Source organism: Mycobacterium sp. H4Y, from assembly GCF_000364405.1.
Classification (GTDB): domain Bacteria; phylum Actinomycetota; class Actinomycetes; order Mycobacteriales; family Mycobacteriaceae; genus Mycobacterium; species Mycobacterium intracellulare.
The window spans coordinates 761,455-782,173 of record NZ_AKIG01000003.1; the positions used below are offsets into that span (position 1 = coordinate 761,455).

Consider the following 20,719-nt stretch of genomic DNA (forward strand, 5'->3'; position numbering starts at 1 on the left):
CCAACCATCCCAGTTGGGTGACTGGTGCCATGGCGAGCTGGTTCGAGGTGACACGGTGGGCAAGCTTGTTTCGGTGAACGTGGGTATGCCCAAGAACGTCCGATGGCGAGACAAAACGGTCTACACCGGCATCTGGAAGACCCCGGTGCAGGGGCCGGTCATGGTGCGTCGACTCAACGTCGACGGCGACGGGCAGGGTGACCTCGCCGGCCATGGCGGGGAACAACGGGCCGTGATGGTGTACCAGAGCGAGTCCTACGACTTCTGGAAGACGTACCTGGGCCGCACCGACCTGCGGCCCGGGCATTTCGGCGAAAACTTCACCGTCACCGGGCTCGCCGACAACGAGGTGTGCATCGGTGACCGTTATCGCATCGGCGACGCCGAATTCGAGGTCACGCAACCGCGAGTCACGTGCTTTCGGGTCGGTCTTCGCCTCGACGAGCCCGACATGCCCAATCTGCTTGTCTCCCAGCACCGTCCGGGTTTCTACTTCCGGGTCATCACCGAAGGCCGGGTGCGGGCCGGGGACGACATCGTGCGGACCCGCCGCGGCCGCCACCGGCTCAGCGTCGCCGAGGTCGACGCGTTGCTCTACCTGCCGGACCGCGACGTCGAGCGGCTGCGCGAGGCCGTCGATGTTCCGGGGCTGAGCCCGGGATGGCAGCAGTCTTTTCGCGACATGCTGGCCGCACCCGATGGTGCGGCGGCCTCGCCCACCCCGGTCACGCCCGGATGGAAGGGATTCCGAAACCTACGGGTCATCGAGACGCGTCGGGAAAGCCCGCAAGTGCTCTCGATTCGGCTGCAGGCCGACGACTCCGACCCGCTGCCGCCCGCGCTACCGGGTCAGTACCTCACGGTGAAGATTCCCGGGGCCGGTGAGCCGGCGCCGTTGCGCAGCTATTCCCTGTCGGGCGATCCGTCAGCCGGGTACTACCGCATCAGCGTCAAGCGGGAGGATCACGGATTGGTCAGCGGCTGGCTGCACACCCACATCCGGCCGGGGATGGTGATAACGGCGGCCGCCCCGCGCGGCGACTTCTGCCTCACCGAGGACCGGCGCCCCGTCGTGCTCTTTTCCGCCGGAATCGGGGCGACGCCGGTGCTGGCGATGTTGCATGCACTCGCGGGGGCGGGCAGCGAGCGAGACATCTGGTGGGTGCACGCCGCTCGCAATCGCCAAACCCAGCCCTTTGCCGCGGAAGTCGCAACGCTGATCGAGTCGTTGCATCACGCCCGTCAGCAGGTTTTTTACTCCGAAACGCAGGGACGCCTGAACCGCGATGCCATCGCGGGATTGGGATTGCCGACCGATGGCGTCGTTTACCTCTGCGGGCCAACGCAATTCATGGCGGACGTCCGCGAATACCTGGTCGGCATCGGATTCGACCCCGCGTTGATCCACAGCGAACTATTTGGTGCGCTGCCCGCGATCAACCCCGGCGTCGTCGAAACGGGACCGCACAGGCCGCCCCATCAGCCCGCCGGGCCGCCGGGCACGGGGCCGTCGATCACGTTCGCGCGCAGCGGGTTGACGGCCCACTGGTCGCCGGACTACGGCAGCATCCTCGGGCTCGCCGAAGCCTGCGATGTGCCCACCCGCTTCTCCTGCCGGAGCGGCGTCTGTCATGTGTGCGTCACCGGGGTCGTCGCCGGGACGACCACCTACGTCCAGCGGCCGCTGGAGCCACCGGCCGACGGGTCGGTGTTGATCTGCTCGGCTGCTCCCGAAACCGATGTGGTGCTGGACCTTTAGCGACAGAGCGAGGCGTGTGTTGCTACGCGGTCAGCGGGACGGACGCCTCCGCCGTGTAGCACAGGAAGGTGAGCGTCTCCTGCAGATACAGCTGCACGGTGTCCGCGTCGTGGCTGGTGTAGCCGATCGTGACGTCGGTCCCGAGCTGCAGGTCGAAATCGCCGCCGCGGGTGGTCAGCACGAAGGCACCGTCGATGGCCGGGCCCCAGATGATGTCTCCGGGAACCAGCCGGTCGATGTGTTCGAGGATCGGGTATCCATGTTGGGTCGTCTCGCTGACCTTCGTGTAGACGTCGGCGGACAGCAGCACCGAGTACGGGCCGTCGACGCCGGCCAGGCGGAGCTCGGAGATCGCCTGGGTGATGACGTCGGGAATCTCGCTGGGGTCCGCCGGCAGCGTCAGCGTCTTGTTGGAGCTGGCGGAACGGATGCCTTCGATCGACGCCGCGGCGTAGCCCTCGAAGATCGCCCGGTCTTCCACGAACGCGAGCTTCTTCGCCGCCGCCTTGACCGGGTCCCAGTCGGAGTCGTTGGCGCCGCGCTCGACGTTGTCGATCTCGTAGCGCGACAGGGTGAACGGAACGCGAAGCCGTACAAGCGGTTTACTCTCACGCAGGTGCGCCTCCACGCCCTCGGTGGGTGAGGCCACGTTGGCCAGCCGTCCGGTGCTGACCGCGGCGGCGACGGGACCGCCGGGCTCGCTGACGTCGACGACCCGGCGCCCGGCGATGTGGCGCTTGAATGTCCGGGTCGCCTCCAATTCGATTTCTTTCCAGGCGGCTTCGGTGACCGGTGCCAGGTCGCGGTAGAGGTTGTTCATGAAGTGGTTCCTTTCAGGCTGCCGATCGAAAGTGAGCCGTCCTGTGCAACAGACGTTTCCGCCGCCGCCGCCGGCGTTGCGGGCAGGGGCGGGGGATCATCGAGAAAGTCGACGGTGGGGGAGAAGAACAACCCGCCGGTGATGGCGGTGGAGAAGTCGAGGATGCGGTCGGTGTTGCCGGGCGGGTCGCCGAGGAACATGTTGCGCAGCATCCGTTCGGTGACTCGAGGTGTGCGCGAATAGCCGATGAAGTACGTGCCGTACTCGCCCTTGCCGAGCTCGCCGAATGGCATGTTGTGCCGGACGATTTTCAGTTCGGTGCCGTCGTCGTCGGTGATGACGTTGAGGGCGATGTGGGAGTCATCCGGCTTGACGTCGTCGTCGAGTTCGATGTCCTCGAGCTTGGTGCGGCCGATCACTCGCTCCTGCTCGGTGACCGAGATCGCGTTCCACGCGGACATGTCGTGCACGTATTTCTGGACGTGCACGTAGCAGGAGCCGGCGAAGTCGGGGTCCTCGTCGCCGATCGCGGTGGCGCTGACGGCAAGTGGGCCGTCCGGGTTTTCGGTGCCGTCGACGAACCCGAGCAGGTCGCGGTTGTCGAAATACCGGAAGCCGTGCACCTCGTCGACGACGCTGACCGCGCCGGCCATCGATTTCAAGATCCGGTCGGCCAGTTCGAAACAGACGTCCAGACTCTCGGCCCGGATGTGGAACAACAGGTCCCCGGGCGTGGCGGGAGCGTTGTGACGCGGGCCGTTCAGTTCGATGAACCGATGCAGTTCGGCGGGACGCGGCCCGGAAAACAAGCGGTCCCAGGCGTCCGAGCCGATCGAGGCGATCGCCGACAACCGCTTCTGCGGCTCGCGGAAACCGATCGCGCGCACCAGTCCGGATACGTCCTGCAGCGCGTCGTGGACGGTTGCCTCTCCACCGTCGTCGATGGTCACCACGAGGAAGATCGCCGCGGGCGTCAGCGGCGCGAGGATGGGTTGCGGCTGGACGGGGGGCACTCTGGTGACCCTAGCGTGGCGACGGTGAGCGCCGGAAGCGGCGCGAGCAAGGAGCGCGCAATGGACCCTAGCGTGGCGACGGTGAGCGCCGGAAGCGGCGCGAGCAAGGAGCCGCGCAATCGACCTAGCGTGGCGACGGTGAGCGCCGGAAGCGGCGCGAGCAAGGAGCGCGCAATGGACCCTAGCGGGAACGCCGCGGGCTCGGACAGCCATGATGTCAACATGTCCGGCGGGCCTCGAAACCAGACGAAGTCCTCGGCGAGCGCACAAGGACTCTGCGAGTTCATCGACGCGTCGCCGTCGCCGTTTCACGTCTGCGCCACGGTGGCCGCCCGGCTGATCGCCGCCGGGTACACCGAACTGAGCGAGGCCGAACGCTGGCCGTCGGTGCCCGGGCGCTACTTCACGGTGCGGGCGGGCTCGCTGGTCGCCTGGAATTCGGCGGGAGCCGATGGGCCGTTCCGGGTCGTCGGAGCGCACACCGACAGCCCCAACCTCAGGGTCAAGCAGCATCCCGATCGGGTGGTCGCCGGCTGGCGGGTGGTGGCGCTCGAGCCGTACGGGGGCGCGTGGCTCAACTCCTGGCTGGACCGCGATCTGGGAATCAGCGGGCGCCTGTCGGTGCGGGCGAAGGGTCAAAGCACCGGGATCGCGCACCGCCTGATCCGGATCGACGAGCCGATCCTTCGCGTGCCGCAGCTGGCCATCCACCTGGCCGAGGATCGCAAGTCGCTGACGCTGGACCCGCAGCGACACCTCAACGCGGTTTGGGGCGTCGGCGAGACGGCGCGGTCCTTCGTCGATTACGTCGCCGAGCGCGCCGAACTGGCGCCCACCGACGTGCTGGCCGCCGACCTGATGACGCACGACCTGACTCCCTCGACGGTGATCGGTGCCTCGGACGACGGAACCGCGGACCTGCTGAGCGCGCCCCGGCTGGACAACCAGGCCAGCTGCTACGCGGGACTGGAAGCGCTGCTGGCATGGGAGCAGGGCGCGGGCTACCTGCCGGTGTTGGTGCTCTTCGATCACGAGGAGGTCGGCTCGTCCTCGGACCACGGCGCGCAATCGGACTTGTTGGGCACCGTCCTGGAACGAATTGTGCTGGCGGCGGGCGGCACCCGGGAGGACTACCTGCGCCGGCTGCCCGCGTCGCTGTTGGCCTCCGCGGACATGGCGCATGCCACCCACCCCAATTACCCGGAGCGGCACGAGCCCGGCCACCCGATCGCGGTCAACGCGGGGCCGGTGCTCAAGGTGCACCCGAACCTGCGCTACGCCACCGACGGCCGCACCGCCGCGGCCTTCGCGCTGGCCTGTCAGCAGGCCGGGGTGCCGTTGCAGCGCTACGAGCACCGGGCCGACCTGCCGTGCGGATCGACGATCGGGCCGTTGACGTCCGCGCGCACCGGCATCCCCACCGTCGACGTCGGCGCCGCGCAGTTGGCGATGCACTCCGCGCGCGAGCTGATGGGCGCGCACGATGTGGCCGCCTGCTCGGCGGCGATGCACGCGTTCTTGTCGCCGGCCTGACGGCCTACTCGGGCTTGGTCGTGGCCGCGCCGTGCAGGATCGCGTCGAGCAGCCCATCGAAAGTTCGCGGTCCCTTCGCGGCGAAATCGGTTGCGCCCCCGTGGGTTAACGCGCGAAACAGCATGGTGCCGATCAGCGCCTCGGCGATCGCGTCGAGGTCGGCGGCGGCGCTCAGTTCCTCGTCCCGGACGGCCCGGCGCAGTCGCGTCGTCAACCCGTCCAGCTGGGGCGCGCTGAGCTGCTGGTAGAGATCGTCGCCGTCGGCCGGGCGGGCGGCCGCCGCGGCGATGAGCGCCCGCACCAACGCGGCGTTCGACGGCTGCGCCAGGAAGTCGGCGTGCTCGCGCAGCCACGCCTGTAGGTCGGCGCGCAGGTCCCCGGTCTCGGCGACGGGAAATGATCCGGTTCCGCCGTACGCCTCCAGGACGGCCTCGGCGACGAGCGGGGCTTTCGATGGCCAGCGCCGGTAGAGGGTCTTCTTCCCCACGCCGGCGCGCGCCGCGATGCTTTCCATCGACAACTCGGCGTAGCCGCCGGTGGTCAGGAGTTCGCGGGTGGCATCGAGGATCGCGTGATGCAGCCGGGTGTCACGGGGCCGGCCGGCCCGCTCGTCTGACATGTGGGCCGAGCCTAAGTGCGCCCGGTTGCGGCGGCGAACCGATTCGGGACTGGCGGGCGGGCGTGCGCTCGGGTTACCTTCACCGGGACAAGTGTAGGAAACGATACGTGTCGTTTCTATGCTCGGCGGTCCGTGACGAAGGAGTCCACCCATGAATGCCCCCGCGTTGTCGGTGCCCACGACCTGGGATGACATCTCGCCGCAGTGGATGTCTGCGGCGCTGGCCGCCGCGCATCCCGGCGTCGAGGTGGACACGGTCACCGTGGAGGTTCGCGACGACGGCACCAACCGGCGCGCCCGCCTGGGGGTGACCTACCGCAACGGCAGCGGACCGGCGTCGGTGTTCGTCAAGGCCGCCGACCCCGACCACAAGGAACTGATCCGCATGACCAGCGGCATGTTTCACGAGCCGCGGCTGTTCACCTGCGGGGTCGATCTGCCCCTCGAGCACCCCCGCGTCTACACCGCGTTGATCGACGAGGACGCCTACGACTTCGTGATGGTCATGGAAGACCTCACCGCGCGGGGCGCCGATCCCCGCGACGCCACCAGGCCGATGACCGTTGAGCAGGTCGCCACCGGCGTGCGCGGCCTGGCCCGCATGCACGGACGGTACTGGGGCCAACGGGTTCTGACCGAGCCGGCGCTGGAGTGGCTTGAGCCGTTCCTGCCCTGGGACGGCATGGAAATGGCGCCGTTGCCGGCCGCGCTGGAGCGCCTCGGCCCGGACGCCCCCGAGCAGGTGACCTCGCTGACCATCGACGCGCTGATCGAATCGATCTGGAAGCCCTACATCAGAACGCTGACCGCGTCGCCGCAGACCCTGCTGCACGGCGATCCGCACATCGGCAACACCTACCTGCTGCCCAGCGATGAGGTGGGGTTCCTCGACTGGCAGGTGGCCCGGCGCGGCAACTGGTCACTCGACCTGGGCTACTTCCTGCAGGGCGCCCTGACCGTCGAGGATCGCCGCCGCAGCGAGCGCGATCTCCTCGAGGAGTACCGCGGCGCGCTCGGCCTGCCGAAAGCGGAGATGCCGAGCCCCGACGAGGTCTGGGTGCGGTACCGGGCCTCGGTGGCGCACGGGCTGACCCTGTGGCTGTGCACCGCCAGCGCCGGGGAGCTGTGGCAGCGCCCCGACATCGCGCTCGCGCTGGCCCAACGGTATTCGTTCGCCTACGCCGACCTGGATACGGCCGCGGCGCTGGCCGAGATCGCCGGCTAGAGGCGCTTGGCCAGCAGCTGTTCCGCCATCTCGGCGCCCTTGCGGCTGTCTGATTGCGCCTTGCGGAACAACTCGGCCACGTCCTTGTCCCCGGCGCGTTCGGCGTCCTGGATGTAGGTCTCTAACCGCAATGCGTTGTCGAGGCACTTCTCGGTGTACCAAATCAGGTTGTAGTTCTTGTCTTTGGTGCCGGTGATGTGTCCGGTTTCGACTGTCATTTCGTACTCCGGTTGATTGCTCTTCGGACACTGTGCGGCTACCCGCCGACTACAGGTGCAAACGTTCGTCGCGCCCGGTAGGGCGGCGAGAGCGCCTTGCCGATGTCCAGCCCTAGACTGTGTCCCGTGATTGTCTCCGGGACGAGTGCGCGCACCCACGCGATCGACACCGTCGAGCACGCCGCCTCCACCCCCGACGAGCCGCAGCCGTTCGGCGAGCTGGGCCTCAAAGACGACGAATACCAGCGCATTCGCGAGATCCTGGGGCGTCGCCCCACCGACACCGAACTGGCGATGTACTCGGTGATGTGGAGCGAGCACTGCTCGTACAAGTCATCCAAGGTGCACCTGCGCTACTTCGGCGAGACCACCACCGACGAGATGCGCGCCGGCATGCTGGCCGGGATCGGCGAGAACGCGGGCGTCGTCGACATCGGCGACGGCTGGGCGGTCACCTTCAAGGTGGAATCGCACAACCATCCCTCCTACGTCGAGCCGTACCAGGGCGCGGCCACCGGTGTCGGCGGCATCGTCCGCGACATCATGGCGATGGGCGCGCGGCCCGTCGCGGTGATGGACCAGCTTCGGTTCGGCGCGGCCGACGCGCCGGACACCCGCCGCGTGGTCGACGGCGTGGTCCGCGGCATCGGGGGCTACGGCAACTCGTTGGGTCTGCCCAACATCGGCGGTGAGACCGTCTTCGACGCGTGCTACGCCGGCAACCCGTTGGTGAACGCCATGTGCGTCGGTGTGTTGCGGCAGGAGGACCTGCATCTGGCGTTCGCCTCGGGCGCCGGCAACAAGATCATCCTGTTCGGTGCGCGCACCGGGCTGGACGGCATCGGCGGGGTATCGGTGCTGGCGTCGGACACCTTCAGCGCTGATGGGGGGGCCGAGAACTCGCGCAAGAAACTGCCGTCGGTCCAGGTGGGCGACCCGTTCATGGAGAAGGTGCTCATCGAGTGCTGTCTCGAGCTGTACGCCGGGCAACTGGTGGTCGGCATACAGGACCTGGGTGGTGCCGGATTATCCTGTGCCACTTCGGAATTAGCGTCGGCTGGCGACGGTGGCATGGCGATCCAGCTCGAGAACGTGCCGCTGCGCACCACCGGCATGACGCCCGCGGAGATCCTGTGCAGCGAGTCCCAGGAGCGGATGTGTGCGGTGGTCACCCCGGAGAACGTCGACGCCTTCCTGGCGGTATGCCGCAAGTGGGACGTGCTGGCCACCGTGATCGGCGAGGTGACCGACGGCGACCGGCTGCGGATCACCTGGCACGGTCGGACCGTCGTCGACGTGCCGCCGCGCACGGTCGCCCACGAGGGCCCCGTCTACCAGCGTCCGGTCGCTCGCCCCGACACCCAGGACGCCCTGAACGCCGACGCCTCGACGCGGCTGCCGCGGCCCGCCACCGGCGACGAGCTGCGCGCGACTTTGCTTGCCCTGCTGGGCAGTCCGCATCTGTGCAGCCGCGCGTTCATCACCGAGCAGTACGACCGGTACGTGCGGGGCAACACCGTGCTGGCCGAGCACGCCGATGGTGGCATGCTCCGCGTCGACGAGGTCACCGGCCGCGGTATCGCGCTGTCGACCGACGCGTCCGGCCGCTACACCAAGCTGGATCCCTACGCCGGCGCCCAACTCGCCCTGGCCGAGGCCTACCGCAACGTCTCCGTCACCGGCGCCACCCCGGTCGCGGTGACCAACTGCCTCAACTTCGGGTCGCCCGAAGACCCCGGCGTGATGTGGCAGTTCTCCCAGGCGGTGCGGGGCCTGGCCGAAGGCTGTGCGGCCCTGGGGATTCCGGTCACCGGTGGCAACGTCAGCTTCTACAACCAGACCGGGTCGACGGCGATCCTGCCCACCCCGGTGGTCGGGGTCCTCGGCGTCATCGACGACGTCGGTCGCCGCATCCCCACCGGCCTGGGCACCGAGCCGGGCGAAACGCTGATGCTGCTGGGCGATACGCGCGACGAGTTCGACGGATCGGTGTGGGCGCAGGTGACCGCCGATCACCTGGGTGGGTTACCGCCCAAGGTCGACCTGGACCGCGAAAGGCTGCTGGCCGAGGTGTTGCGCTCGGCGTCGCGCGACGGCCTGGTGTCCGCGGCGCACGACCTGTCCGAAGGCGGCCTCGCCCAAGCCGTCGTCGAGGCCGCCCTGGCCGGTGAAACCGGTTGTCGCATCGTGCTTCCCGAGGGTGCCGATCCGTTCGTGCAGTTGTTCTCCGAGTCGGCGGGCCGCGTGCTGGTGGCGGTGCCGCGCACCGAGGAGAGCCGGTTCCGTTCGATGTGCGAGGCGCGTGGCCTGCCGGCGGTGCGCATCGGCGTCGTCGACCAGGCCTCCGACGAGGTGGAGGTCCAGGGACTGTTCACGGTTTCCCTCGCCGAACTGCGCGAGACCTCCGAGTCGGTGCTGCCGCGGCTCTTCGGATGAGCGCCGGCATCGAATCCTGATGCCTGCCAGGCATTCTCGTCAAGCCTACGCCCTGTCTTTGGCCGCCGCCCTGGTCGGTTGGAGCTTCGCCGGCCCGCGGCTGCCGGCCCGGTGGCGGATGGCGCTGCAGGCCGGCCTGGGCGGCGCGCTGGTGCTGGTGACGCGGGCCCCGCTGGGCCTGGGGCCGCCACGGTTGTGGGCCGGGCTGCGGCTGGGGTCGGCGGTCGCCTTCTCGGCGGCGAGCACGGTGGCCGCGACCACCCGCCTGCCACCGGTGCGCCAATCGATGGCCGTCCGGGAACCGCCCGCCTCCGCGCCGGACTGGCTGCTGGTGCGGATACCCGTGGGCACGGTCTGGTCCGAGGAATCCGCCTTCCGCGGGGCGCTGGCCACCGCCGGCTCCGCGGCGTTCGGCAGACGCGGCGGAAGGGTGCTGCAAGCCACCGCTTTCGGCCTCTCGCACATCCCCGATGCCCGCGCGACCGGTGAACCCGTGGCGGCCACCGTGCTGGTCACCGGCCTCGGCGGCTGGCTGTTCGGTTGGCTGGCCGATCGCACGGGCAGCCTCGCCGCACCGATGCTGGCCCACCTTGCCATCAACGAGGCCGGCGCCATCGCGGTGTTGGCCGCGAGGTCTCGGGGCGCCGTCAGGGGTTGATGGTGTAGTCACCCAGTTGGCGGCCCCACACGAAGTCGACCGCGAGGGGTGAACCGACCTCGAAGTGGTTGTAGGGAGCCATGCTCGCGCCGGTGTCCATGACCAGGAACGGGGCGGGCCACAGTTCTCGCGTGATCTTCTGCCAGCACCCCGGTTTCCCACCGGGTCCGCCGCGGGCGTTGGTTCGGGGCAGGTTCTCCGGCCAGATGTACGGATTGGGTGCACCGGCGATGGCGCCCGAGGCGTGGGCGCCCAGCGAGTACCCGTTGTCGCCCAGCGCGTTGTGGACCCTGGGCGCGACCTCGTCGAAATTGTGGATGGTGCAATAGATTTCGGGGCTGTACTCGTCGAGCAGCTGGCTGCTTCCCACCAAATCCGCGGCACCGCGCGCGAAGTACGGCCCCGCGCGACCGAGAACATCCGCGCCGGCGTTGCCCAATCCCGCGGCCGCCAGCAGCGCCTGATCCAGATCGCGTTGCTGGCGGTTGAGCGTGCGCGCGGCGGTCACCGCGTGGTCCAGCGCGTCCCATAGGTCGGGGGAGGCGTGCGCATACGTGTCGCCGAGGGCCGCCAGCTGCGCTATGTCGGTGCGCAGCGCCGGCATCCGGGGGTTCACGTCGTCGAGGATGGCGTTGCCGTCGATCAGCGACCTGCCGAGGTTCTCACCCAGTCCGGTCAACGCCTGCGCGGCCGCGCTGAGCGTCAGGTTCACTTTGACCGGATCGACTTTCTCGGCGATCGAGGTGACCGTTTCGAACAGGGTGTTGAACTCGGTTGTCACCGAAGTCGCGTCGATCACGATGGATGGCGTGATCGAATGCGCCGCAGGGTGATTCGGCGCGCTGAGCGCAACGTACTTGTTGCCGAACACCGTGGTCGCTTTGATGTCGGCGGCGACGTTGGCCGGAATCCGCTTGACGTACTTCGGGGTGATGTCCAGCACCACTTTCGCGGCCGGCTTGCCGCGATGGGTGACCTCCGAAAGGCTCGACACGCGGCCGATCTGGACCCCGTTGTAGGTGACCTTGGACCCGGGGTCCATCACCAGCCCCGCCCGCGGGGCCACCATCGTCAATTGCGTATTGGGCGTGAGGTCGCCCCGGAACTGCCCATACAGCAGCAACACGATCAGCGCCATGACCACGATCGTCACCAGGCCGACGGTCTTGTACGGTGGCCGCTCCCGCAAGCGACGGGGCTCCATGGTTTTGAGACCCTAGGGTATGGCGCCGCGCGACAAGGCCGATCCGGCCAAGACCCGGCAGGCCGTGTTGGCCGTGGCGCAATGGTTGGCTGACGAAACCACCCCGGCACCGAGCCGTGACGAATTGGCGGCGGCCGTGCGGCTCACCGCCCGCACCCTGGCCGCGGTGGCACCGGGACGAAGCGTGGAGCTGCGGATCCCGCCGTTCGCGGCGGTGCAATGCGTCGCCGGCCCCACGCACACCCGCGGCACCCCGCCGAATGTGGTGGAGACCGATCCGCGGACCTGGCTGTTGCTGGTCACCGGCAAGTTGTCGTTCGCCGAGGCGAAGGGCGCGGGTACGCTGCGCCTTTCCGGCTCCCGTGCCGGTGAGATTGACCACTGCCTGCCGTTGTTCGATGTGGGCTGAATGCAACCCTGAACTGCACCTTTAGGGTCTGGTGCGGGTATTTCGTCGCTCAACACGCCTGGTGGATTCGGCGGCTCGGCGCCGGTGCCCGTAGACTCCCTAGCGTCACCAACCGTTCCCCGGGGAGCCGCCCAATCGTGACCGCCCAAGAGCCCGACGAGGACTTCAACGCACCCCGTGAGGAATGCGGCGTATTCGGGGTCTGGGCCCCGGGCGAGGATGTCGCCAAACTCACCTATTACGGCTTGTACGCGCTGCAGCATCGCGGGCAGGAAGCCGCCGGTATCGCCGTCGCCGACGGGTCGCAGGTGCTGGTCTTCAAGGACCTGGGTTTGGTCAGCCAGGTGTTCGACGAGCAGACGCTGGGCGCCATGCCGGGCCACGTCGCCATCGGGCACTGCCGGTACTCCACCACCGGCGACACCACCTGGGAAAACGCCCAGCCGGTGTTCCGCAACACCGCGGCCGGCACCGGGGTTGCGTTGGGGCACAACGGGAACCTGGTCAACACCGCCGAGCTCGCCGCCCGCGCCCGCGACGAGGGCCTGATCGCCAAACGCGCCCCGGCCCCGGCGACGACGGACTCCGACATCCTGGGCGCGCTGCTGGCCCACGGCGCCGCCGACTCCACGTTGGAGCAGGCCGCGCTGGACCTGCTGCCGACCGTGCGCGGCGCGTTCTGTTTGACCTTCATGGACGAGAACACCCTGTACGCGTGCCGCGATCCGCATGGGGTGCGGCCCCTTTCGCTCGGACGGCTGGACCGCGGCTGGGTGGTGGCCTCCGAAACGGCCGCGCTCGACATCGTCGGCGCCTCGTTCGTCCGCGACATCGAGCCGGGCGAATTGCTGGCCATCGACGCCGACGGCGTCCGCTCCACACGTTTCGCCAACCCCACCCCCAAGGGCTGCGTCTTCGAATACGTCTACCTAGCGCGACCCGACAGCACGATCGCCGGCCGGTCCGTGCACGCGACCCGGGTGGAGATCGGCCGCCGGCTGGCCCGTGAACGCCCCGTGGAGGCCGACCTGGTGATCGGCGTGCCCGAGTCGGGCACCCCGGCGGCCGTCGGCTACGCGCAGGAGTCGGGCATCCCCTACGGCCAGGGCCTGATGAAGAACGCCTACGTCGGGCGCACCTTCATCCAGCCGTCCCAGACCATCCGCCAGCTCGGCATCCGGCTGAAGCTCAACCCGCTTCGCGAGGTGATCCGCGGCAAGCGGCTCATCGTCGTCGACGACTCCATCGTGCGCGGCAACACCCAGCGCGCCCTGTTGCGGATGCTGCGCGAGGCCGGTGCCGTCGAGGTGCACGTGCGCATCGCGTCGCCCCCGGTCAAGTGGCCCTGCTTCTACGGCATCGACTTCCCGTCGCCGGCCGAATTGATCGCCAACGCGGTCGAAGACAAAAAGGAGATGCTCGAGGCGGTGCGACACGCCATCGGTGCCGACTCGTTGGGCTATATCTCGCTGCGCGGCCTGGTCGCGGCCTCCGAACAGCCGGCCTCGCGGTTGTGCACCGCCTGCTTCGACGGCCAATATCCGATCGAGCTGCCCGAGGAGACCGCGCTGGGCAAGAACGTCATCGAGCACATGCTCGCCAATGCCGCGCGCGGTGCCGGGCTCGACGATCTCGCGGCCGGCGAAGTGCCGGTGGTGCACTGACTCGGTTGCGCTCCTTCGCCGACGTTTGATACCGGCGGTCAGCGCCGCCCGGTAGCCTTTATCGCGATGACGGATCCCGGAAAGAGCCCCGCGCGCCACTCAGGCAGTCAGGGCATCACCTACGCGTCGGCCGGGGTGGATATCGAAGCCGGCGATCGCGCCGTCGAACTATTCAAGCCGCTGGCGACGAAGGCCACGCGACCCGAGGTGCGGGGCGGCTTGGGCGGATTCGCCGGCTTATTCGCGTTACGCGGCGACTACCGCGAGCCGTTGCTCGCGGCCTCCACCGATGGCGTCGGAACCAAGCTGGCGGTCGCCCAGGCGATGGACAAGCACGACACCGTCGGACTGGACCTGGTGGCGATGGTGGTCGACGACCTCGTGGTGTGCGGCGCAGAGCCGCTGTTCCTGCAGGACTACATCGCCGTCGGCCGCACGGTGCCGGAACGGTTGAGCGCCATCGTCAGTGGCATCGCCGAAGGGTGCGTGCGGGCAGGCTGCGCCTTGCTCGGTGGCGAGACGGCCGAACACCCCGGCCTGATGGAACCGGACCACTACGACATCTCGGCCACCGGCATCGGTGTCGTCGAGGCCGACGACGTGCTGGGGCCCGATCGGGTCAAACCCGGCGACGTCATCATCGCGATGGGATCGTCGGGCCTGCACTCCAACGGGTATTCGCTGGCCCGCACGGTCCTCCTCGAGATCGACCGGATGAACCTGGAAGGCTACGTCGAAGAGTTCGGCCGCACCCTGGGCGAAGAGCTGCTGGAGCCCACGCGCATCTACGCCAAGGACTGTCTCGCGCTGTGCGCCGAAACCCACGTCCGCACCTTCTGCCACGTCACCGGCGGTGGACTCGCCGGAAACCTGGCGCGCGTCATCCCACACGGGCTGGTCGCCGAAATGGACCGCGGCACCTGGACGCCCGCGCCGGTGTTCGCCATGATCGCCCAGCGCGGCCGGGTGACACGCGAAGAGATGGAGAAGACGTTCAACATGGGCGTCGGCATGATCGCCGTCGTGGCTCCGGAAGACACCGACCGCGCGTTGGCCATCCTGACCGCCCGGCACCTGGATTGCTGGGTGTTGGGCACGGTCGGCAAAGGTGGAAAGGCGGGCCCGCGGGCCAAGCTCGTCGGTCAGCACCCGAGATTCTGAGGGCCCCGGACCTCAGCTGAACTGATGCGGCGCCGGTGCTCGAGGCATCGGCGCCGAGGCGTTGGTTCTAGCGCCGCCAGCTGTCCTGGTCGTCCCAGGATCCGTCGGCGCCGTCGGTGTCCAGTTCGGTGGGCTCGTCGGAGCCAGTCCCGGACAGCTCTTGCTGAAGCCGCTGGAAGTCGGTCTGCGGAGAACTGTATTTGAGTTCTCGAGCAACCTTGGTCTGCTTTGCCTTAGCCCGGCCGCGGCCCATGGGGGAACCCCCTCGCGCAATAACGGAGCGGCCTAACGAGTAGGCGGCTCCGATCTCCTGGTGTCGTATTGTCCTGCCAACAGTTTACCGTGCCCCGCCAGTGGGCGTCGGTGCCCCCTGCTCGCTGTGGCGGACGTTACCGTTCATTATCCCGCACCGCCCCGCAACCGTTCAACGGCCAGTCGCCCGGCGCCGATCTGTTCGGTGGGAGGCAGGGAATCGACGTCGATCACGGCGGCGACCGCGGCCTCCGGACCGGTCGCCAATTCCGTCTCGGCGGGCAGCCCGCGCTTGAGCAACGCCAGCGCGATCGGTCCGAGGTCGACGTGATCGACCACGGTGCCGAGGCGGCCGACGGTACGTCCGCCGGCCAGCACCGGCTCGCCCGTCGACGGCCGTTCCACCGAGCCGTCCAGGTGCAGCAACACCAGCATTCGGGGTGGCCTGCCCAGGTTGTGCACCCGCGCGACGGTCTCTTGCCCGCGGTAACAGCCTTTGTCCAGATGGACGGCGCCCTCGCGGGGGCCGCCGATCCAACCCACCTCGTGCGGGATCGTGCGTTCATCGGTGTCGACGCCGAGCCGTGGCCGCATTGCCGCGACCCGGTGGGCTTCGTAGGCCCACACGCCGCCGGGCCGCACTCCGGCCTGCGACAACCGGTTTCGCCAGTCACCGGCGTCGGCGCGCGGAACCACCAGGTCCAGTTCGACCGGGCCGGCAGGCGTGCCGGGCATCCGTCGCACGAACCCGCCGTCGAGGGGAACCGCGGACAGCTCGGCGGGCAGCGCGTCCACTCCGAGCGCGTCGAGGATCGTTTGGTCGGCCAACCGCGGGCCCAGCAACGAGAGCACGGCCAGATTGGCGTCGGTCGGGGTGACCTCGGACCAGAACACCATCTTGCGCAGGTATTCCAGCAGCGGCTCGGCGCGCCACGGTTCGGTGTCGAGGTAGGTGGTGCCCCCGAGCTCGGTCTGGATCCAGTGGTCCTCGACGCGGCCCTGACCGTCCAGGCTCAGGTTCTGCGTGCTGGCGCCCTCGGGCAGGTTGCTGACGTGCTGCGTCGAAATGCTGTGCAACCACGTCTGGCGGTCGTTGCCGGTCAAGGTGAGCACACCGCGGTGGGAGCGGTCGATCACGATCGCGTCGGTTTCGGCCGCGCGTTGCTCGCCCAGCGGGTCACCGTAATGCCAGACGGCGCCGGCGTCGGGTCCGGAATCGGGTGCGGGGACGGGGTGGCTCACACGTCAACTCTACGGACGTCGAGTGTGCGCCCAACGAGTGTGCAGCTCGCCGCACGTTCGTCGACGACTGTGCGGCCGGCTTCACATTCGGCCCGGGAGCGGTGAGCCGATAGGCTTCTCCACCATGGCTGGCCCGAACGGTGTGATCGTCACGCTGGACGGCGAAGTCCATTCGCCGGACGCGCCGCTGTTGCACGCCGACGACCTGGCGGCGGTGCGCGGCGACGGCGTCTTCGAGACGCTGTTGGTGCGCGACGGCCGGGCCTGTCTGATCGAATCGCATCTGCAGCGGCTGACCCAGTCGGCCGTGCTGACCGATCTGCCCGCCCCGGATCTGCCGCGCTGGCGTAGTGCGATCGAGGCGGCCACCCGGCTGTGGTGCGCGGGCACCGCGGACGAAGGCGCGATGCGGCTGATCTACAGCCGTGGCCGGGAGGGCGGTTCGACGCCGACGGCCTACGTCATGGTCAACGGCGTTCCCGAACGCGTCACGGCGGTCCGACGCGACGGACTGGCGGCCATCACTCTCGATCGCGGCCTGCCCGCCACGGGCGTCGACGCGATGCCGTGGCTGCTGGCCGGCGCCAAGACGCTGTCCTACGCGGTGAACATGGCCGCCCTGCGTCACGCAGCCCGCCAGGATGCCGGTGACGTCATCTTCGTCAGCACGGACGGCTACATCCTGGAGGGCCCACGCTCTACCGTGGTGATCGCCACCGACTCAGATGCACCCGAGGGCACGCCGTGCCTGCTGACGCCCCCGCCGTGGTATCCGATTTTGCGCGGCACCACCCAGCAGGCCCTGTTCGAGGTCGCCCGGGCCAAGGGGTACGACTGCGATTACCGGGCGCTGCGTGTCGCGGATCTGGTTGCTGCGCAAGGTGTTTGGCTGATCTCCAGCATGACCTTGGCCGCCCGGGTACATACCCTCAACGGATTGCCGCTGCCGCGGTCGCCGATGGCGGCGGACTTCGCCGAGTTGGTCGACGCCGCCATCGTCAGCGATCGCTGAGCGCTGAATCCTGTTGTCGCCTCTGGGATTCGCGGGTACGGTCGGCCGTACACAAGGAAGGAGGTGGTCCGAGAAATTGATAGCTTCATGGACATGTGAGGTGGCTGCGCGCTAGCTGCATCGGCTCGGAAGAGCCGGCGATACAGATGCGCTGGCGAATTCCCCGCAGTCACCCGGCCCCCGAGCTTCCGGTTTTGTCCGACCTGGAATACGGCTCGGGGGCCGCTCCATGTCGGCGGCCGCTACCGAGCTGCTAGCCGGCGAACCGGGACAACCGCGCCGAAAGATGCGGCACCAGGCCGCCGTCGGCGTCGACCCGCTCCTCGACATAGGCCAGATCGCCGCCCTCGACGATGCCGTAGAGCCGCTTGGCGCCGCCGACCAGCACACCGGACCTGCTGCGGGCCAGCGCATCGGTCACCAGCTCCCACGACGACTGGGTGCGCGGGCGCCCGTAGAACAATTCGACATAGCCCGCCGAATGGGCCAACAGCAGCTCGATCGCCTGGGATTCGCTTGGGTCGTCGGGATCGTTGACGAAGCGCCAGAAACCGGTCTCACGCAGGTCGCGCTCCTGGTAATCGCCCGTCGCGCTCAGCCGCCAGGAGCGGGATTCCCAGTTGAGATAGTCGCCGCCGTCGTGAGAGACCACGATCTGCTGGCCGAACCGGTAGTCGCCGTCGTGGCCGCGGCCCTCGCCTTCGCCGCGCCACACGCCGACCAGCGGCAGCAACGCCAGCAGCGCGTCGTTGAGATTGGCGCCCTCGCGCAGGTTGGCGGTGTCGGCGGGCAGGGGCAGGTCATCGAAGGACGGGATGTTGCGGCCGGCGGTCACCTTGGCGCGCTCAGCGGCGGCGGCCACCGCCCGGTCGCCGGAACTAGCCGCACTCAACGGTTCGTCGGAGGTCATGGTCGCTCCTCCCGATCGCTGCGCTCTGGATCGTCGCCGGCGGGGGTCATGTGCGCCGCTCCTCCCCATCGCTGCGCTCTGGATCGTCGCCGGCGGGGGTCACGACTCGTCAGTGATGAGCCGGTAGAGGGTGTAGAGGGCGAACCATGAAATCACCACGACCGCCACAACCAGCATGATCTCGAAGAACAGCACCACGGGGACAAGTCTATTCGTCCCGTCGCGGCACAGTCGCGGGCAGCTGGCCGATCAGGCGATCTTGACGTCGACCTCGTGGATGCCGGCGCCCGACGGCGTCACGACGGCGTTCCCGTTGCCGGCCGCCGACAGCGCTCGCAGCGTCCAGGATCCGGGAGCGGCGAAGAACCGGAAGTCACCGGTGGCCGACGCCACCACCTCGGCGGTGAACTCGTCCGACGAGTCCAGCAAGCGGACGAACGCGCCACCCACTGCCTGGCCATCGCCGTCCACGACGCGGCCGGTGATCACCGTTTCCTTTTCCAGGTCGACGCTGGCGGGCAACGTCAGTCCTTGCTTCGGTGCAGAGCACATATCAGCTTCCCAACTCGATCGGGGCCCCCACCAGGGAGCCGTATTCCGTCCAACTGCCGTCGTAGTTCTTGACATTCCTGTGCCCGAGCAATTCGTAGAGAACGAACCAGGTGTGCGACGACCGCTCGCCGATGCGGCAGTAGGCGATCGTTTCTTTGTCGCCGTCCAGGCCGGCCGCGGCGTACAGCTCGGCCAGCTCCTCGTCGGACTTGAAGGTGCCGTCCTCGTTGGCGGCCTTGCTCCAGGGCACGTTGATGGCGCCCGGGATGTGGCCGGGCCGCTGGCTTTGTTCCTGCGGCAAATGCGCGGGCGCCAGGATCTTGCCGGAAAACTCGTCGGGGGAGCGCACGTCGACCAGGTTCTTGACGTTGATGGCCGCGATGACGTCGTCGCGGAACGCCCGGATGCTGTTGTCCGGTGCGGCCGCCGTGTACGACGTCGCGGGCCTGCTGACGGTATCGCTGGACAGTGCGCGGCCGTCGAGCTCCCACTTCTTGCGGCCGCCGTCGAGCAGCTTGACCTTCTCGTGGCCGTACAGCTTGAAGTACCAGTACGCGTACGCGGCGAACCAGTTGTTGTTGCCGCCGTAGAGGATCACGGTGTCGTCATTGGAGATGCCCCGCTCGCTGAGCAGTTTCGAGAACTGCTGGGCGTCGACGAAGTCGCGCTTGACCGGGTCCTGCAAATCGGAGCGCCAGTCCAGCTTGATCGCGCCGGGGATGTGACCGGCGTCGTAAGCGCTGGTGTCTTCGTCGACTTCGACAAAGACGACGCCGGAGGCGTCGAGATTGCTCTCAGCCCAGTCGGTCGAGACCAGGACGTCGGAGCGTGCCATGGAGTGGGTCCTTTCGATCACTTTTGGTTACAGCAGGTCAGGTGGGGCGCGCGCCGCCTCGCAAGCGGGCCACCAGTGGGTAGAGCTGGCAGCCCAGGCAGATTCCGAAGGCCGCGTTGAGGAACGCGGCCGCCAGGGCGGCCGCGGTGGCGATGACGCCGACCAGGACGGCACCGGCGGCGAAACCGGCCGTACCCAGCACGGCGAAGATCAGGCCGACGAGTTGGGCGAACTTCAGCGGCGCGGCGGGTTCGCGGTCCTGCACCGGGCCCAGCCGGGGCGCGACGACGGAGGCGAATATCCGGCCGTAGGGGTGCTGGCGAGGCCCGGCGACGGCGCCGATGGCGAAGATGACGGCCTGGATGGCAAGGATCGCCGCCGCGGCGGCTGGGCTGACCGCCGACACGACCAGCGTCAGGATCAAGACCCCGGTGGTCACCCACGCGGCAAATCGTGGTCCACGCACGTCGACGAGGTCGGGCTGCGTGGCGGTGTTGCTGCTCGGCAAGGTGTTACTCCTCGAATACCCCTGTTGCTGACGGAAACGACGATGGGAGAGGTGCCACGGTCGGGATCCGGGCCCGCTCCGAGTGCTACGCGAAGGCGCGGCTACTCAGCAGCAACAGCAACAACAGCCCGCGGTGCGGCACAGCGCAACTGCGCGGCGCTTGGTGAGCATGGGCTCGAGGCGGGCTAACACGTCGGTCAGCTTACCCAATGACACCGTGGTCAAGCCAACAGCGGTTTCAGGGCGGACCGCAGGTCGGCGGCGCTGGGCACTCCCGAGGTCCGGTAGCGCTGCCGCCCGTCGACGTCGAAGATCAACGTGGTGGGCAGGGACAGCACCGAATAACGGCGCGCGGTCTCGGGATTGGCGTCCAGGTCGACCTCGACGTGGGCTATCGGAGATCCCGGGTCGCCCAGGTCGTCGCAGACTTGGGCGACGACCCGGCGCACCCGGTCGCACGGCCCGCACCACGGGGCGCTGAAATGCACGACGGTCGGGCCGCCGCCGGAAAGTCCCAGGGCTGCGACGTCGGCGGCGGGGTCGCGATCCGGCCCGGGATCGATTTCCCGGATGCTGCCGGAGCGGCGGGTGAACAGCCAGCCGAGCAGCGTCGCGACGGCGAGGGCGGCGACGGTCACCACGATCACCGTCATCATGCGCGCCACCCTTGGCCATCGCCGCGTTCGGCG

Annotated in this window: 21 protein-coding genes; 9 read left to right on the forward strand and 12 right to left on the reverse strand. The window is 68.7% G+C overall.

The features are described 5' to 3' along the window. The first annotated feature begins 55 nt into the window (after positions 1–55). A complete protein-coding gene (locus W7U_RS24610; RefSeq protein ID WP_036429827.1) occupies positions 56–1,759 on the forward strand; it encodes an MOSC and FAD-binding oxidoreductase domain-containing protein in 1,704 nt (567 codons plus the stop codon). 22 nt (positions 1,760–1,781) lie between these two features. Here the strand turns inward: W7U_RS24610 and W7U_RS24615 are convergent, their stop codons facing one another. Together W7U_RS24615 and W7U_RS24620 are read right to left on the reverse strand one after the other, a co-directional pair. After that, positions 1,782–2,579 carry a family 1 encapsulin nanocompartment shell protein gene (locus W7U_RS24615; RefSeq protein WP_008263893.1) on the reverse strand — a complete coding sequence of 266 codons (798 nt, stop codon included), beginning with the start codon at positions 2,577–2,579 and terminating at the stop codon, positions 1,782–1,784. Then, a complete protein-coding gene (locus W7U_RS24620; RefSeq protein WP_008263894.1) occupies positions 2,576–3,592 on the reverse strand; it encodes a Dyp-type peroxidase in 1,017 nt (338 codons plus the stop codon). The genes W7U_RS24615 and W7U_RS24620 overlap by 4 nt, the downstream gene beginning before the upstream one ends. Before the next feature lie 222 nt (positions 3,593–3,814). Here W7U_RS24620 and W7U_RS24625 point away from each other — a divergent pair, with 222 nt between their 5' ends. Continuing rightward, entirely contained in the window at positions 3,815–5,125 is a 1,311-nt protein-coding gene (locus W7U_RS24625) for a M18 family aminopeptidase (protein WP_136244667.1), read from the forward strand. 4 nt (positions 5,126–5,129) lie between these two features. Here the strand turns inward: W7U_RS24625 and W7U_RS24630 are convergent, their stop codons facing one another. Further along, the gene (locus tag W7U_RS24630; protein ID WP_008263896.1) at positions 5,130–5,744 is read right to left on the reverse strand and encodes a TetR/AcrR family transcriptional regulator; all 615 of its coding nucleotides are present in this window, start codon (positions 5,742–5,744) and stop codon (positions 5,130–5,132) included. Between the two features lie 151 nt (positions 5,745–5,895). On the opposite strand from W7U_RS24630, the gene W7U_RS24635 reads away from it, so the two are divergent. Then, positions 5,896–6,969, forward strand: a complete 1,074-nt coding sequence (locus W7U_RS24635) for a phosphotransferase (RefSeq protein WP_008263897.1) — start codon at positions 5,896–5,898, stop codon at positions 6,967–6,969. Here W7U_RS24635 and W7U_RS24640 read toward each other — a convergent pair. Next, positions 6,966–7,187 carry a hypothetical protein gene (locus tag W7U_RS24640; protein WP_008263898.1) on the reverse strand — a complete coding sequence of 74 codons (222 nt, stop codon included), beginning with the start codon at positions 7,185–7,187 and terminating at the stop codon, positions 6,966–6,968. The two genes, W7U_RS24635 and W7U_RS24640, sit on opposite strands and share 4 nt — an antisense overlap. Positions 7,188–7,289: 102 nt before the next feature. Between W7U_RS24640 and purL the strand changes: the two genes are divergently transcribed. Then, positions 7,290–9,623: a phosphoribosylformylglycinamidine synthase subunit PurL gene (gene purL / locus W7U_RS24645; protein WP_085976874.1), complete on the forward strand. Its 2,334-nt coding sequence runs from the start codon at positions 7,290–7,292 to the stop codon at positions 9,621–9,623. Between the two features lie 19 nt (positions 9,624–9,642). Further along, positions 9,643–10,281 carry a CPBP family intramembrane glutamic endopeptidase gene (locus W7U_RS24650; protein ID WP_192579435.1) on the forward strand — a complete coding sequence of 213 codons (639 nt, stop codon included), beginning with the start codon at positions 9,643–9,645 and terminating at the stop codon, positions 10,279–10,281. Here W7U_RS24650 and W7U_RS24655 read toward each other — a convergent pair. Further along, positions 10,271–11,485 (reverse strand): MCE family protein, encoded by a 1,215-nt coding sequence (locus tag W7U_RS24655; RefSeq protein ID WP_036429832.1) that lies wholly within the window; start codon positions 11,483–11,485, stop codon positions 10,271–10,273. The genes W7U_RS24650 and W7U_RS24655 overlap by 11 nt on opposite strands. Before the next feature lie 19 nt (positions 11,486–11,504). Here W7U_RS24655 and W7U_RS24660 point away from each other — a divergent pair, with 19 nt between their 5' ends. The 3 genes from W7U_RS24660 (at position 11,505) to purM (ending at position 14,719) form a co-directional block, all read left to right on the forward strand. After that, positions 11,505–11,894 (forward strand): sterol carrier family protein, encoded by a 390-nt coding sequence (locus W7U_RS24660; RefSeq protein ID WP_008263902.1) that lies wholly within the window; start codon positions 11,505–11,507, stop codon positions 11,892–11,894. Positions 11,895–12,031: 137 nt separating this feature from the next. Next, the gene (purF, locus tag W7U_RS24665; RefSeq protein ID WP_008263903.1) at positions 12,032–13,558 is read left to right on the forward strand and encodes an amidophosphoribosyltransferase; all 1,527 of its coding nucleotides are present in this window, start codon (positions 12,032–12,034) and stop codon (positions 13,556–13,558) included. A gap of 66 nt (positions 13,559–13,624) precedes the next feature. Beyond that, positions 13,625–14,719 (forward strand): phosphoribosylformylglycinamidine cyclo-ligase, encoded by a 1,095-nt coding sequence (gene purM / locus W7U_RS24670; protein ID WP_008263904.1) that lies wholly within the window; start codon positions 13,625–13,627, stop codon positions 14,717–14,719. A gap of 67 nt (positions 14,720–14,786) precedes the next feature. Here purM and W7U_RS24675 read toward each other — a convergent pair whose 3' ends face one another. Together W7U_RS24675 and W7U_RS24680 are read right to left on the reverse strand one after the other, a co-directional pair. Continuing rightward, positions 14,787–14,972, reverse strand: a complete 186-nt coding sequence (locus tag W7U_RS24675; RefSeq protein WP_008263905.1) for a DUF3073 domain-containing protein — start codon at positions 14,970–14,972, stop codon at positions 14,787–14,789. A 146-nt stretch (positions 14,973–15,118) separates the two neighbouring features. Then, a complete protein-coding gene (locus W7U_RS24680; RefSeq protein ID WP_008263906.1) occupies positions 15,119–16,213 on the reverse strand; it encodes a folate-binding protein YgfZ in 1,095 nt (364 codons plus the stop codon). Positions 16,214–16,355: 142 nt separating this feature from the next. Between W7U_RS24680 and W7U_RS24685 the strand changes: the two genes are divergently transcribed. After that, entirely contained in the window at positions 16,356–17,225 is an 870-nt protein-coding gene (locus W7U_RS24685; protein ID WP_008263907.1) for an aminodeoxychorismate lyase, read from the forward strand. 253 nt (positions 17,226–17,478) lie between these two features. Here the strand turns inward: W7U_RS24685 and W7U_RS24690 are convergent, their stop codons facing one another. The 5 genes from W7U_RS24690 to W7U_RS24715 form a co-directional block, all read right to left on the reverse strand. Continuing rightward, positions 17,479–18,135, reverse strand: a complete 657-nt coding sequence (locus W7U_RS24690; RefSeq protein ID WP_008263908.1) for an FABP family protein — start codon at positions 18,133–18,135, stop codon at positions 17,479–17,481. 249 nt (positions 18,136–18,384) lie between these two features. After that, positions 18,385–18,687 (reverse strand): DUF1416 domain-containing protein, encoded by a 303-nt coding sequence (locus W7U_RS24700; RefSeq protein WP_008263909.1) that lies wholly within the window; start codon positions 18,685–18,687, stop codon positions 18,385–18,387. A 1-nt stretch (position 18,688) separates the two neighbouring features. Next, on the reverse strand, positions 18,689–19,522 hold the full coding sequence (locus tag W7U_RS24705) for a sulfurtransferase (RefSeq protein WP_008263910.1): 834 nt from the start codon (positions 19,520–19,522) through the stop codon (positions 18,689–18,691). A gap of 37 nt (positions 19,523–19,559) precedes the next feature. Continuing rightward, on the reverse strand, positions 19,560–20,030 hold the full coding sequence (locus tag W7U_RS24710; RefSeq protein ID WP_008263911.1) for a DUF4395 domain-containing protein: 471 nt from the start codon (positions 20,028–20,030) through the stop codon (positions 19,560–19,562). A 221-nt stretch (positions 20,031–20,251) separates the two neighbouring features. Beyond that, complete coding sequence (locus W7U_RS24715) at positions 20,252–20,686, reverse strand: thioredoxin family protein (protein ID WP_008263912.1); 435 nt, start codon at positions 20,684–20,686, stop codon at positions 20,252–20,254. Between the last annotated feature and the right edge of the window lie 33 nt (positions 20,687–20,719).

Excerpts from the sequence above, each read along its gene's own strand:
- W7U_RS24615 (WP_008263893.1), bottom strand. The coding sequence starts at position 2,579 with ATGAACAACCTCTACCGCGACCTGGCACCGGTCACCGAAGCCGCCTGG.
- W7U_RS24625 (WP_136244667.1), top strand. The coding sequence starts at position 3,815 with ATGTCCGGCGGGCCTCGAAACCAGACGAAGTCCTCGGCGAGCGCACAA.
- W7U_RS24630 (WP_008263896.1), bottom strand. The coding sequence starts at position 5,744 with ATGTCAGACGAGCGGGCCGGCCGGCCCCGTGACACCCGGCTGCATCAC.
- W7U_RS24635 (WP_008263897.1), top strand. The coding sequence starts at position 5,896 with ATGAATGCCCCCGCGTTGTCGGTGCCCACGACCTGGGATGACATCTCG.
- W7U_RS24640 (WP_008263898.1), bottom strand. The coding sequence starts at position 7,187 with ATGACAGTCGAAACCGGACACATCACCGGCACCAAAGACAAGAACTAC.
- purL (WP_085976874.1), top strand. The coding sequence starts at position 7,290 with ATGTCCAGCCCTAGACTGTGTCCCGTGATTGTCTCCGGGACGAGTGCG.
- W7U_RS24650 (WP_192579435.1), top strand. The coding sequence starts at position 9,643 with ATGCCTGCCAGGCATTCTCGTCAAGCCTACGCCCTGTCTTTGGCCGCC.
- W7U_RS24655 (WP_036429832.1), bottom strand. The coding sequence starts at position 11,485 with ATGGAGCCCCGTCGCTTGCGGGAGCGGCCACCGTACAAGACCGTCGGC.
- W7U_RS24660 (WP_008263902.1), top strand. The coding sequence starts at position 11,505 with ATGGCGCCGCGCGACAAGGCCGATCCGGCCAAGACCCGGCAGGCCGTG.
- purM (WP_008263904.1), top strand. The coding sequence starts at position 13,625 with ATGACGGATCCCGGAAAGAGCCCCGCGCGCCACTCAGGCAGTCAGGGC.
- W7U_RS24675 (WP_008263905.1), bottom strand. The coding sequence starts at position 14,972 with ATGGGCCGCGGCCGGGCTAAGGCAAAGCAGACCAAGGTTGCTCGAGAA.
- W7U_RS24690 (WP_008263908.1), bottom strand. The coding sequence starts at position 18,135 with ATGACCTCCGACGAACCGTTGAGTGCGGCTAGTTCCGGCGACCGGGCG.
- W7U_RS24700 (WP_008263909.1), bottom strand. The coding sequence starts at position 18,687 with ATGTGCTCTGCACCGAAGCAAGGACTGACGTTGCCCGCCAGCGTCGAC.
- W7U_RS24705 (WP_008263910.1), bottom strand. The coding sequence starts at position 19,522 with ATGGCACGCTCCGACGTCCTGGTCTCGACCGACTGGGCTGAGAGCAAT.
- W7U_RS24715 (WP_008263912.1), bottom strand. The coding sequence starts at position 20,686 with ATGATGACGGTGATCGTGGTGACCGTCGCCGCCCTCGCCGTCGCGACG.